This window comes from Streptomyces sp. SM10 (assembly GCF_002910915.1).
GTDB lineage: Bacteria > Actinomycetota > Actinomycetes > Streptomycetales > Streptomycetaceae > Streptomyces.
The window spans coordinates 20,426-32,822 of record NZ_NEUF01000102.1 but is presented as its reverse complement, the minus strand read 5'-3'; the positions used below and the strand labels follow the sequence as shown (position 1 = coordinate 32,822).

The window sequence follows — 12,397 nt, the reverse complement described above, 5'->3', positions numbered from 1 at the left end:
GCCATGTCTCTTCTTCACCCGGCAGCAGTCACAGGGGAGTTGGTGGCACGATGGGCGCGACGGAGGTGTGCCGGGCCGCACGCCACCGGGCCGGCAAGGCGGACCGACCAAGGGTGTGATCAGTCGTGGCTATTTCACTGTCTGTGGTGCTGATGCTGGGGATCGTCCTGGTGGTGCTGATCCGCGGCGGATCCATCAAGGGCGGGCCGGCGGTCGTCGCCGTGCTCTTCGGCTTCTTCCTGGCTTCGACCGGCATGGCGCCGTCGATCAACAGATTCATGAACTCGATAGCCGACACGATCAACCAGATCAACTTCTGAGGTCGTGCGGAAGAGCCCGGCCGGGCGATGTGCGCCGACCGGGCCCCAGTCATGCGTTGACGCAAGGGCGGGCCGGGGAGTGCGCCGGTCCGGAATACGCCCGCTCGAGGCTCTGCCCACCGGAAGGACGTAAGGACGTCATGACCGCCTATGTGATAGCTCACCTGCAGGACGCGGCCCCGCACCCGGAGGTCGCCGCTTACATGGAGCGGCTCTCCGCCACCTTCGAGCCGCACGGCGGGAGCTACCTCGTGCACGCCACGCCGCACGAGGTGAAGGAGGGGAGCTGGCCCGGCCACGTGGTGATGATCGGCTTCCCCGGGATCACCGAGGCGCGGGCCTGGTGGGACTCGCCGGAGTACAGGGAGATCGCGCCGCTGCGCTCACGGCACGTCGAGGGCGACATCATCATGGTCGAGGGCGTCCCCGAGGGGTACGAACCGAGCGCCGTCGTGAAGGCGATGCGGGAGGACCTGCCGCCGGTGTGACCCGAGAGGCCTGGTGAAACGCATCAGGCCAGGTCGGAGGACGAACCTCCGGCCTGGCCCGAGCCGTGGAGCGGGCGACGGGAATCGAACCCGCGTAGCTAGTTTGGAAGACTAGGGCTCTACCATTGAGCTACGCCCGCAAGCGCCGTGACACCGGTCCGGGAGGCCCGGTGGATCTCGGTACGGAAAGCATCGTAGCGGGTCGTGGGAGGTGCGCGCACACCCGTATCGGCGTGGCCCCCCGTGACCGCCTCCGCGACGGACCGCGCGAAGCGGCCGACGCTGCGCTCTTCTGCATGTACCCTACGTGTCGCACCGACGGGGTGTGGCGCAGCTTGGTAGCGCGTCCGCTTTGGGAGCGGAAGGTCGTCGGTTCGAATCCGGCCACCCCGACCACCAGCAAGATCGCATTGTGGGAGTCCTCCCCCTTGCCGTTACTATGCAAATTGCGTGCCCGTGTGTCTGATCTACCGGGCTCGATCCGCGAAGCCGCCTCTCGGCGGCCCAGCAGAACCCCAAGAAGTCAGCCACCAAGGAGACCGAACCGTGAAGAGCGCCGTGGAGACCCTGAACCCGACTCGGGTTCGGCTCAGCATCGAGGTGCCCTTCGAGGAGCTCAAGGACAGCCTCGACGCGGCGTACAAGAAGATCAACCAGCAGGTCACGGTGAAGGGCTTCCGTAAGGGCAAGATCCCCAACCGCGTCATCGACCAGCGGTTCGGCCGTGGTGCTGTGCTGGAGGAGGCCGTCAACGACGCCCTTCCGAAGTTCTACACCGAGGCTGTCAACGAGGGTGAGCTCAACGTTCTGGGCCAGCCCGAGGTTGACATCACCGAGCTCAAGGACGGCGAACTGCTGGCCTTCACCGCCGAGGTGGATGTCCGTCCCGAGATCGAGATTCCGGACTACTCCGGCATCGAGGTCACCGTGGACGCACTCGAGGTCACCGATGAAGAGGTCGAGAAGGCCGTGGAGCAGCTCCGCGAGCGCTTCGCCTCGACCAACCCGGTCGAGCGCGCCGCCGCCGAGGGCGACGTCGTGACGATCGACCTGGAGGCCAAGGTCGACGGAGAGGTCCTCGAGGACGGCGTGGCCGCGGGTGTCTCGTACACCATCGGTTCCGGCGAGCTCCTCGAAGGCATCGACGAGGCCGTGACCGGCCTGGAGGCCGGTGGCGAGGCCACCTTCACCTCCGAGCTGAAGGGCGGCTCCGCCGAGGGCAAGGAAGCGGAGGTCACCGTCAAGGTCACCGCCGTCGCCTCGCGCGAACTGCCCGAGCTGGACGACGACTTCGCGCAGATGGCGAGCGAGTTCGACACGCTCGCCGAGATGCGCGAGGACAGCCGCAAGCGCCTCGAGAACACCAAGCAGTACGACCAGGCCACCCAGGCCCAGGAGCGTGTCCTCGAGGAGCTGCTGAAGCTGGCCGAGGTCCCGATCCCCGAGAAGCTTCTCGCGGACGAGGTCCAGACCCGCAAGCACAACCTCGAGCACCACCAGCTCGGCCAGATGGGTCTCGACCTCGAGAAGTACCTCGAGATCCAGGGCAAGACCCTGGAGGAGTTCGAGAACGAGACCTCCGAGCAGGCCGTCAAGGGCATCAAGACCCAGTTCATCCTTGACGAGCTCGTCAACAAGGAGAAGCTGAACGTCAACCAGGAGGAGCTCACCGAGCACCTCATGCGGCGCGCGCAGTCCTCCGGCATGAGCCCCGACCAGTTCGCCCAGGCCGTCGTCGAAGGCGGCCAGGTGCCGATGCTCGTCGGCGAGGTCGCCCGCGGCAAGGCGCTCGCCGTCGTCGTCGAGGCCGCCAAGGTCATCGACACCAACGGTGAGGTCGTCGACCTCGAGGACGACGAGGACGAGGCCACCGAGGCGGTCGAGGCTGCCGAGGAGACCACCGAGGCGGCCGACGAGAAGAAGGACGAGAAGAACGAGGCCTGAGCCCTGTTCCGCTCGTTGATCTGATCCGCACGACGGGCCCCGGACGTTTCGCGTCCGGGGCCCGTCGTCGTATCGGCCCGCGCCCGGGAACCCTTGTGCGGACTGCTTACCTTGCGCTCCCAGCGAACAGTTGGGGAAGCGGGATGGCGTTGTCCCACCTGCGCGTTAGGGTCCATGAAGAGGAAGGGTCGGGTAGTCCCGGCCCACCCGGTACGAAGACGCTGAGACGGCCGGAGCCGTCAGAGACGAGCAGGTGGATACGTGACGAATCTGATGCCCTACGCCGCCGGAGAGCCGTCCCTCGGTGGAGGCCTCGGTGACCAGGTCTACAGCCGACTGCTCGGCGAGCGCATCATCTTCCTCGGTCAGCAGGTCGACGATGACATCGCCAACAAGATCACCGCACAGCTCCTGCTCCTTGCCGCGGAACCCGACAAGGACATCTACCTCTACATCAACAGCCCCGGCGGTTCGGTGACGGCCGGCATGGCGGTCTACGACACCATGCAGTACATCCCGAACGACGTGGTCACCATCGGTATGGGCATGGCGGCCTCGATGGGCCAGTTCCTGCTCACCGGTGGCACGGCGGGCAAGCGCTTCGCCCTCCCGAACACCGACATCCTCATGCACCAGGGTTCGGCCGGCATCGGCGGTACCGCCTCGGACATCAAGATCCAGGCGCAGTACCTGCTCCGTACGAAGACGCGGATGGCCGAGATCACCGCCCACCACTCCGGTCAGTCCGTGGAGACGATCATCCGCGACGGCGACCGCGACCGCTGGTACACCGCCGAGGAGGCCAAGGAGTACGGCCTCATCGACGAGATCATCTCGGTCGCGTCGGGCATTCCGGGCGGCGGCGGCACCGGCGCCTGATCCGGGCGTGCACGACCCCGCTCCCTCTCGTACGCCGAGACCTCCAGCCCACAGATTTGCCACCAGGATGGTGAAGACCCACATGAACAACTTCTCCGGCGCCTCCGCGAGCGGCCTCTACACCGGCCCGCAGGTGGACAACCGCTACGTCGTCCCGCGCTTCGTGGAGCGCACCTCGCAGGGTGTGCGTGAGTACGACCCGTACGCGAAGCTCTTCGAGGAGCGCGTGATCTTCCTCGGCGTCCAGATCGACGACGCCTCGGCCAACGACGTCATGGCGCAGCTGCTGTGCCTGGAGTCGATGGACCCGGACCGTGACATCTCGATCTACATCAACAGCCCCGGCGGCTCGTTCACCGCGCTCACCGCGATCTACGACACGATGCAGTTCGTGAAGCCGGACATCCAGACGGTCTGCATGGGCCAGGCCGCCTCCGCCGCCGCCGTCCTGCTGGCCGCGGGCACCCCGGGCAAGCGCATGGCGCTCCCGCACGCCCGTGTGCTGATCCACCAGCCGTCCTCGCAGACCGGCCGCGAGCAGCTCTCCGACCTGGAGATCGCGGCCAACGAGATCCTGCGTATGCGGACCCAGCTCGAGGAGATGCTGGCCAAGCACTCCACCACCCCGCTGGAGAAGATCAGCGAGGACATCGAGCGCGACAAGATCCTTACCGCCGACGACGCACTCGCGTACGGTCTGGTGGACCAGATTGTCTCCACCCGTAAGACCACCGCAGGCGCGTCCGTCTGACGTCGGTCATTCCCCTTGGCGCATTCCACTCGCACGGCCACGGCCGTGTGAACCGTGCCAAGGGGGGCCCGAACGGGGGGCCAGGCAAGGTACCGTCGGATAGAGGCACCAGGAGCCGCTGAACCAGGCTGCTCCCAGGCGAAGGGGAAGCACCTCGTGGCACGCATCGGTGATGGCGGCGACCTGCTCAAGTGCTCGTTCTGCGGAAAGAGCCAGAAGCAGGTGAAGAAGCTCATCGCGGGACCCGGTGTGTACATCTGCGACGAGTGCATCGATCTCTGCAACGAGATCATCGAGGAGGAGCTCGCCGAGACCTCCGAGGTGCGGTGGGAGGAGCTCCCCAAGCCGCGCGAGATCTACGAGTTCCTCGAGGGGTACGTCGTCGGGCAGGAGCCCGCGAAGAAGGCCCTCTCGGTCGCTGTGTACAACCACTACAAGCGGGTCCAGGCCGGTGAGAACGGCGGCGGCGCGAACCGCGACGACGCCATCGAGCTGGCCAAGTCCAACATCCTGCTGCTGGGCCCCACGGGCTCCGGCAAGACGCTCCTCGCCCAGACGCTGGCCCGCATGCTCAACGTCCCGTTCGCCATCGCGGACGCGACGGCGCTGACGGAGGCCGGCTATGTCGGTGAGGACGTCGAGAACATCCTGCTGAAGCTGATCCAGGCCGCGGACTACGACGTCAAGAAGGCCGAGACCGGGATCATCTACATCGACGAGATCGACAAGGTCGCCCGCAAGAGCGAGAACCCGTCGATCACGCGCGACGTCTCCGGCGAGGGCGTGCAGCAGGCCCTGCTGAAGATCCTGGAGGGCACCACCGCCTCCGTACCGCCGCAGGGCGGACGGAAGCACCCGCACCAGGAGTTCATCCAGATCGACACGACGAACGTCCTGTTCATCGTGGGCGGCGCCTTCTCGGGCCTGGAGAAGATCATCGAGTCGCGGGCAGGCGCCAAGGGCATCGGCTTCGGCGCGACGATCCGCTCCAAGCTGGAGATCCAGGCGAGTGACCAGTTCCAGGAGGTCATGCCGGAGGACCTGGTGAAGTTCGGGATGATCCCCGAGTTCATCGGCCGTCTCCCCGTCCTGACCTCGGTCCACAACCTGGACCGCGAGGCGCTGCTCCAGATCCTGGTCGAGCCGCGCAACGCGCTGGTGAAGCAGTACCAGCGCCTCTTCGAACTCGACGGCGTGGAGCTGGACTTCGAGCGCGAGGCGCTCGAGGCTATCGCCGACCAGGCGATCCTCCGGCAGACCGGTGCGCGTGGTCTGCGCGCCATCATGGAGGAAGTTCTCCAGTCCGTGATGTACGAGGTCCCGTCCCGCAAGGACGTGGCCCGCGTCGTCATCACCCCGGACGTCGTCCGTAACAACGTCAACCCGACGCTGGTCCCGCGCGAGCCGCGCACGATCGGCAAGAACGACGGCGGCCGTCACGAGAAGTCCGCGTAGCGGCAGGCGACACGACGCGCACGCGAAGGGGCGCCGGCCACCGGCCGGGCGCCCCTTCGGCGTTGAGGATCAGACCTTGGTGCGCGAGGTGTTGTACAGCTTTGCCGCGAGGGCGGCGACATCGGACTGGGGCATGGTCTTCTCCGTCATCATCGCGCCGATGTCGAGACCCACGACGATGCCGACCGTGCTGTAGTCGGTCCACACGCACACCGGCGTGATGATTTCCTTGGGCCCGTTCTTCGCGGTCCCGTCGGCCTCGTCGTTGATCGTCTTGAGGCTCTGGCACTTCATCAGGGCCCCGTCGAACCCTTCGGGCTCGACGGTCTCGGGGTCGCCGACGAGCGAGACCTTGTCGCTGTTCTCGCCCGTGGCCGACCCCAGCTTGGCCTGCTTGAAGGCGTTGTCGATCACCTCTGCGGGATCGTCGACCTCACCCCAGTAGCCCTGGAAGACGAGCGACTTCATGGTGAGCGGGTTCTCCTTGCCGCCGCTCACGTACTGGGCGGTCACCTCGTTGGGATTCTTGATCCCCATCGCCTCGGCCTTGGTCTTGTCCTCGCCCGTCAGGGCCTTCGAGGGGGCGGCCTTGGTGGTGTCCTGCTTGTACGCCTCCACCGAGGCGGCAGGCGTCAGCTTGTATCCCTTGGTGGAGTCGGCGACATCACCGTTGCTGGAGCCGCCCGAGGTCAGGAAGTACACCCCGCCCGCCACAACGGCCAGTGCCACGACGGCCGCGCCGATGATCAGGCCCGTCTTCTTCTTCGGGGCGCCCGGCTGCGGAGGCATGCCGGGGTAGGCCTGCTGGCCGCCGTACGGCGGGGTGGGCGGCTGCTGGCCGTACGGGCCCGGCTGCTGGCCCTGCGGGTAGCCGTAGCCCGGCTGCGGGGGCTGCTGCTGCGGCGGGACGCCCGGAGGGGCCTGCTGCGGGTAGCCGTAGCCGGGCTGGCCCTGCGGCGGCTGCGGCGGCGGGCCACCGTACGGGCCGGGCTGCTGGCCGTACGGACCCGGCTGCTGGCCGTACGGTCCGGGCTGGCCCTGCGGCGGCTGCCCGCCGTACGGACCCGGCTGGTTGTGGCTCATGGCGCTGTCCCCTCCAGAATGCTTATGCGTTCCGAACATCCTGACGGAAGCGGCGCCCGCGTAGGGCACCGGGACGTACACCGTTACTGAACAAACCGGTTTCAGTGCACGACTGTGACGCCCCTAAACTGTCCTGCGTGACCGAGAACGCAGCGCAGCAGCCAGCCAGCATCCCCGAACTGCCGACCCAGTACGCGCCGGCCGAGGTAGAGGGGAAGCTGTACGAGCGCTGGGTGGAGCGCGGTTACTTCACGGCCGACCCGGAGAGCGAGAAGCCTCCGTACACGATCGTGATCCCGCCGCCCAACGTCACCGGTTCCCTCCACCTGGGCCACGCCTTCCAGCACACGCTCATGGACGCCCTGACCCGCCGCAAGCGGATGCAGGGGTACGAGGCGCTGTGGCTGCCCGGCATGGACCACGCCGGCATCGCCACCCAGAACAAGGTCGAGCAGCAGCTCGGCGAGGAGGGCAAGTCCCGCCACGACCTGGGGCGCGAGGAGTTCGTCGAGCGCGTCTGGCAGTGGAAGGAAGAGTACGGCGGGAAGATCCTCGGCCAGATGCGCCGCCTCGGCGACGGCGTCGACTGGTCCCGCGAGCGCTTCACCATGGACGAGGGGCTCTCCGCCGCCGTCCAGACGATCTTCAAGCGGCTCTACGACGACGAGCTGATCTACCGGGCCGAGCGCATCATCAACTGGTGCCCCCGCTGTCTCACCGCGATCTCCGACATCGAGGTCGACTACCAGGACGACGACGGCGAGCTCGTCTCGATCCAGTACGGCGAGGGCGAGGAGACGCTGGTCGTCGCCACGACCCGCGCCGAGACGATGCTGGGTGACACGGCCGTCGCCGTCCACCCGGACGACGCCCGGTACACGCACCTCATCGGCAGGCGGATCAAGCTGCCGCTCACCGACCGGACGATCCCGGTCGTCGCCGACCACCACGTCGACCCGGAGTTCGGCACGGGTGCCGTCAAGGTGACCCCGGCCCACGACCCGAACGACTTCGCGATCGGCCAGCGCCACGGCCTGGAGTCGATGACCGTCATGGACGAGCGCGGTGTCATCACCGTCGCCGGTCCGTTCGAGGGCCTCGACCGCTTCGAGGCCCGGTCCGCCATCGTCGGTGCGCTGCGCGGGCAGGGCAGGATCGTGGCCGAGAAGCGCCCGTACGTCCACTCCGTCGGCCACTGCTCCCGCTGCCGCACGACCGTCGAGCCCCGGCTGTCGCTCCAGTGGTGGGTCAAGGTCGAGACCCTCGCCAAGGCCGCCGGTGACGCGGTCCGTGACGGCCGGGTCGCGATCCACCCCAAGGAGATGGAGAAGCGGTACTTCGACTGGGTCGACAACCTCAACGACTGGTGCATCTCGCGCCAGCTCTGGTGGGGCCACCGCATCCCCGTCTGGTACGGCCCCGACGGCGAGGTCGTCTGTGTCGGCCCCGACGAGCAGCCTCCCACCGGCGAGGGCTGGACCCAGGACAACGACGTCCTGGACACCTGGTTCTCGTCGGGTCTCTGGCCGTTCTCCACGCTCGGCTGGCCCGAGGAGACCCCGGACCTCAAGAAGTTCTATCCGACCGACGTCCTGGTCACCGGCCACGACATCATCTTCTTCTGGGTCGCCCGGATGATGATGTTCGGCCTGTACGTCATGGACGGCGAGGCCCCGTTCAAGACGATCGCGCTCACCGGTCTGGTCCGTGACGAGCGCGGCAAGAAGATGTCGAAGTCCTTCGGCAACGTCGTCGACCCGCTGGACTGGATGGACACGTACGGCTCCGACGCCGTCCGCTTCACCCTCGCCAAGGGCGCCAACCCCGGCACCGACGTCCCGATCGGCGAGGACTGGGTCCAGGCCTCCCGCAACTTCGCCAACAAGATCTGGAACGCCACCCGCTTCGCGATGATGAACGGCGCGACGGTGGAGGGCGAGCTCCCGCCCGTCGAGCAGCTCTCGGCCACCGACCGCTGGATCCTGTCGCGGCTGAACAAGACGGTCGCCGACGCCGACGCGTTCTACGAGGACTTCCAGTTCGCCAAGCTCAGCGACGCCCTCTACCACTTCGCGTGGGACGAGGTCTTCGACTGGTACGTCGAGCTGTCGAAGACCACGTTCTTCGCGGGCGGCGAGCAGGCGCAGGTCTCCGCCCGGGTCCTCGGTGAGGTCCTCGACGTCACCCTCCGGCTGCTGCACCCGATCGTCCCGTTCGTGACCGAGCAGCTCTGGACGACCCTCACCGGTCAGGAGTCCGTCGTCGTCGCCGACTGGCCCCAGGACAGCGGCTTCCGTGACGAGGCGGCCGAGAAGGAGATCGAGCTCGTCCAGCAGATCGTCACCGAGGTCCGCCGCTTCCGCTCGGACCAGGGCCTCCAGCCCGGTCAGAAGGTCCCGGCCGAGCTGACCGTCACCGGCACGGTGCTCGCCCCGCACGAGGCGGCCATCCGCCAGCTGCTGCGCCTTCAGCCGGCCGGCGAGGGCTTCCAGGCGACGGCGACCCTGCCCGTCGCCGGGGCCACCGTCGCCCTCGACCTGTCCGGCACGATCGACGTCGAGGCGGAGCGCAAGCGCCTCACGAAGGACCTGGGTGCCGCCGAGAAGGAGAAGGCGCAGGCCACCGGCAAGCTCGGCAACGAGGCCTTCCTCGCCAAGGCGCCGGACAACGTGGTCGACAAGATCCGCGGCCGGCTCGCCAAGGCGGAGGCCGACATCGAGCGGATCGCCGCCCAGCTGGCGCAGCTGCCCCAGGGCTGATCACCTGAGTCCGAAGCCCCCGTACCCCCGACCGACCGGGGGCGCGGGGGCTTCGCCGTGCCGGGGGACGCGCGGGGCCGGGGGGCTTCGCCGTGCCCGGGGGAGCGCGGCAGCGGGGGCTGCGCGCGATGTCCGTGGCCATCCGTAGACTGGCCCTGTGAGTGAGCCCCGCCCTTCAGACCGGCACGACGCGTCCGACCCCGACGACACCTTCGCGGAGATCGTCGACGAAGAGACCCAGCGCGACCCCGACCTGGCGGTGATCGAGGCCGGGAGCCGGACGCTGCGCACCCAGTCGGGTCCGCCGCAGGGCGAGGCCGTCCCCGACCGCCCGGCCGACCCCGAGACCGACAGGGCACTGCGCGAGGTGGAGCAGGAGCTCGCCGGCCGCTGGGGCGAGACCAAGCTCGAGCCCTCGGTGACCCGCATCGCCGCCCTGATGGACGTGCTGGGCGAGCCGCAGCGCGCCTACCCCTCGATCCACATCACGGGGACGAACGGCAAGACCAGCACGGCCCGCATGGTCGAGGCCCTGCTGAACGCCTTCGAGCTCCGCACCGGCCGCTACACCTCCCCGCACGTCCAGTCGATCACCGAGCGGATCAGCCTGGACGGCGCGCCCATCGAGGCGGAGCGCTTCATCGAGACGTACAACGACGTCAAGCCGTACGTCGAGATGGTCGACGCCCAGCAGGAGTACCGCCTCTCGTTCTTCGAGGTCCTGACGGGCATGGCGTACGCGGCCTTCGCCGACGCGCCGGTCGACGTCGCGGTCGTCGAGGTCGGCATGGGCGGCACCTGGGACGCGACCAACGTGATCGACGCCTCGGTCGCGGTCGTCACGCCCATCTCGCTGGACCACACCGACCGTCTCGGCTCCACCCCCGCCGAGATCGCCACGGAGAAGGCCGGCATCGTCAAGCAGGACGCCACGGTGATCCTGGCCCAGCAGCCGGTCGACGCCGCGCAGGTGATGCTGAAGAAGGCCGTCGAGGTGGACGCCACGGTCGCCCGCGAGGGCATGGAGTTCGGCATCGTCTCCCGCGAGATCGCGGTCGGCGGCCAGTTGCTGACCCTGCGGGGCCTGGGCGGCGAGTACGACAACATCTTCCTGCCGCTCTACGGGGCGCACCAGGCGCACAACGCGGTGGTGGCGCTCGCCGCCGTCGAGGCGTTCTTCGGCATCGGAGCGGAGCAGGCCCGCAGCCTGGACGTGGAGGTGGTCCGCAAGGCCTTCCTCTCGGTCCTCTCGCCGGGCCGCCTGGAGGTCGTCAGGTCCAGCCCGACGGTCGTCCTGGACGCGGCGCACAACCCCGCCGGCGCCCTCGCCGCGTCCGAGGGCGTGTCCGAGGCGTTCAGCTTCTCCCGGCTGATCGGGGTCGTCGGCGCGAGCGACGGCAAGGACGTCCGGGGGCTCCTGGAAGCCTTCGAGCCGATCTTCGCCGAGATCGTCGTCACCCAGAACTCCAGCGCGCGCTCCATGGACGCCGACGCGCTCGCGGCCGTCGCCGTCGAGGTCTTCGGCAACGACCGCGTGCAGGTCGAGCCGCGTCTGGACGACGCGCTGGAGGCGGCCATCACCCTCGCGGAGGAAGAGGCCGAATACGCGGGCGCCGGAGTCCTGGTGACCGGATCCGTGATCACGGTCGGCGAGGCCCGGCTGCTGCTTGGAAGGCGCTGACCTGTGCGTACGCTCTGTGCATCGACGCTGATCGGTGAATTCTTCGTCATCGGCTTCGCCGGACTCGTGGCGATGAAGTCCGACGACATGTCCATGGGCACGGTCTGGACGGTCTGCGGCATCGGCATGCTGCTGTCCGTCCTGCTCTGCGGTGTGCTCACCCGGCCGGGCGGTGTGCAGCTCGGCTGGGCACTCCAGGTCCTGCTGGTCCTGAGCGGCTTCTTCGTCCCGATGATGTTCATCCTGGGTGTGATCTTCTCTGCCCTGTGGTGGGCCTCGGTGCACTACGGCCGCAGGATCGACGAGGCCAAGGCACGTTGGGCGGCCCAGGCCGAGGCACAGGAGAGCGCGCAGGCTCCGGCTCAGGGATGACGCTGCGTGAGCCCGGCCGTGGGCCGTCCGGCGCACCCCTGTAATCTCGCCCTCACCCGCACCGAAAGCCCGCAAGGAGCCGCACATGACTCAGCGCACCCTCGTCCTTCTCAAGCCCGACGCCGTCCGGCGTGGGCTGATCGGCGAGATCGTCGGCCGCATCGAACGCAAGGCCGGCTGGACGATCACCGCGCTGGAGCTGCGCACGCTCGACCAGGAGACCCTGGAGCAGCACTACGGCGAGCACAAGGGCCGTCCGTTCTACGAGCCGCTCGTCGAGTTCATGGCCTCCGGCCCGGTCGTCGCTCTGGTGGCCGAAGGGGAGCGGGTCATCGAGGGCATCCGCGCCCTGGCCGGTCCCACGGACCCGATCGCCGCCGCGCCCGGCTCGATCCGCGGTGACTTCGGCACGATCACCCGGGAGAACCTCATCCACGCCTCGGACTCCGAGGAGTCCGCAGAGCGAGAACTGAAGCTGTTCTTTCCCGGACTCTCCTGACTTCGGCTCCGCCAATCAGCGCTCATGACCTGGGGCGACCGAAGTAATTCGGTCGCCCTTCGGCTTAGGGTCTCGTATCGCGGGAACGCATCCCTCCGACGTATCGTCACCATGGGTGGAACGGGCAGCCGTTCCGCTCGTCATGGCGAAGGACCCTCGCGCTGTG

Annotated in this window: 11 protein-coding genes and 2 tRNA genes; 11 read left to right on the top strand and 2 right to left on the bottom strand. The window is 68.2% G+C overall.

What is annotated here, in order from left to right; genetic code table 11:
- Positions 1–125: 125 nt before the first annotated feature.
- The gene (locus B9S57_RS15850; RefSeq protein WP_103516226.1) at positions 126–320 is read left to right on the top strand and encodes a hypothetical protein; all 195 of its coding nucleotides are present in this window, start codon (positions 126–128) and stop codon (positions 318–320) included.
- A 140-nt stretch (positions 321–460) separates the two neighbouring features.
- Positions 461–808 carry a DUF1330 domain-containing protein gene (locus B9S57_RS15845; protein ID WP_103516225.1) on the top strand — a complete coding sequence of 116 codons (348 nt, stop codon included), beginning with the start codon at positions 461–463 and terminating at the stop codon, positions 806–808.
- Positions 809–874: 66 nt separating this feature from the next.
- On the opposite strand, the gene B9S57_RS15840 is transcribed toward B9S57_RS15845, so the two are convergent.
- Positions 875–948: transfer RNA gene (locus tag B9S57_RS15840), tRNA-Gly, on the bottom strand.
- A 179-nt stretch (positions 949–1,127) separates the two neighbouring features.
- Between B9S57_RS15840 and B9S57_RS15835 the strand changes: the two genes are divergently transcribed.
- From B9S57_RS15835 to clpX, 5 genes are all read left to right on the top strand, one after another.
- Positions 1,128–1,204, top strand: a tRNA-Pro gene (locus B9S57_RS15835).
- 150 nt (positions 1,205–1,354) lie between these two features.
- Complete coding sequence (gene tig, locus B9S57_RS15830) at positions 1,355–2,752, top strand: trigger factor (protein ID WP_103516224.1); 1,398 nt, start codon at positions 1,355–1,357, stop codon at positions 2,750–2,752.
- Between the two features lie 273 nt (positions 2,753–3,025).
- On the top strand, positions 3,026–3,631 hold the full coding sequence (locus B9S57_RS15825; protein ID WP_181011364.1) for an ATP-dependent Clp protease proteolytic subunit: 606 nt from the start codon (positions 3,026–3,028) through the stop codon (positions 3,629–3,631).
- 67 nt (positions 3,632–3,698) lie between these two features.
- Positions 3,699–4,382 carry an ATP-dependent Clp protease proteolytic subunit gene (locus B9S57_RS15820; protein WP_030122564.1) on the top strand — a complete coding sequence of 228 codons (684 nt, stop codon included), beginning with the start codon at positions 3,699–3,701 and terminating at the stop codon, positions 4,380–4,382.
- Positions 4,383–4,538: 156 nt separating this feature from the next.
- On the top strand, positions 4,539–5,837 hold the full coding sequence (gene clpX / locus B9S57_RS15815) for an ATP-dependent Clp protease ATP-binding subunit ClpX (protein WP_103516222.1): 1,299 nt from the start codon (positions 4,539–4,541) through the stop codon (positions 5,835–5,837).
- Between the two features lie 69 nt (positions 5,838–5,906).
- Here clpX and B9S57_RS15810 read toward each other — a convergent pair whose 3' ends face one another.
- Entirely contained in the window at positions 5,907–6,920 is a 1,014-nt protein-coding gene (locus tag B9S57_RS15810) for a hypothetical protein (protein WP_103516221.1), read from the bottom strand.
- A 137-nt stretch (positions 6,921–7,057) separates the two neighbouring features.
- Here B9S57_RS15810 and B9S57_RS15805 point away from each other — a divergent pair, with 137 nt between their 5' ends.
- The 4 genes from B9S57_RS15805 (at position 7,058) to ndk (ending at position 12,231) form a co-directional block, all read left to right on the top strand.
- Positions 7,058–9,679 carry a valine--tRNA ligase gene (locus B9S57_RS15805; RefSeq protein ID WP_103516220.1) on the top strand — a complete coding sequence of 874 codons (2,622 nt, stop codon included), beginning with the start codon at positions 7,058–7,060 and terminating at the stop codon, positions 9,677–9,679.
- 157 nt (positions 9,680–9,836) lie between these two features.
- A complete protein-coding gene (locus B9S57_RS15800; protein WP_103516219.1) occupies positions 9,837–11,360 on the top strand; it encodes a folylpolyglutamate synthase/dihydrofolate synthase family protein in 1,524 nt (507 codons plus the stop codon).
- Between the two features lie 3 nt (positions 11,361–11,363).
- Positions 11,364–11,732: a DUF4233 domain-containing protein gene (locus B9S57_RS15795; RefSeq protein ID WP_103516218.1), complete on the top strand. Its 369-nt coding sequence runs from the start codon at positions 11,364–11,366 to the stop codon at positions 11,730–11,732.
- A gap of 85 nt (positions 11,733–11,817) precedes the next feature.
- Positions 11,818–12,231, top strand: coding sequence for a nucleoside-diphosphate kinase (gene ndk / locus B9S57_RS15790; RefSeq protein WP_103516217.1), 414 nt, complete (start codon positions 11,818–11,820; stop codon positions 12,229–12,231).
- The last annotated feature ends 166 nt before the right edge of the window (positions 12,232–12,397 follow it).

Bases quoted from the DNA above. Each gene is read 5' to 3' on its own strand.
- B9S57_RS15845 (WP_103516225.1), top strand. From the start codon at position 461: ATGACCGCCTATGTGATAGCTCACCTGCAGGACGCGGCCCCGCACCCG.
- B9S57_RS15825 (WP_181011364.1), top strand. From the start codon at position 3,026: ATGCCCTACGCCGCCGGAGAGCCGTCCCTCGGTGGAGGCCTCGGTGAC.
- B9S57_RS15820 (WP_030122564.1), top strand. From the start codon at position 3,699: ATGGTGAAGACCCACATGAACAACTTCTCCGGCGCCTCCGCGAGCGGC.
- B9S57_RS15810 (WP_103516221.1), bottom strand. From the start codon at position 6,920: ATGAGCCACAACCAGCCGGGTCCGTACGGCGGGCAGCCGCCGCAGGGC.
- ndk (WP_103516217.1), top strand. From the start codon at position 11,818: ATGACTCAGCGCACCCTCGTCCTTCTCAAGCCCGACGCCGTCCGGCGT.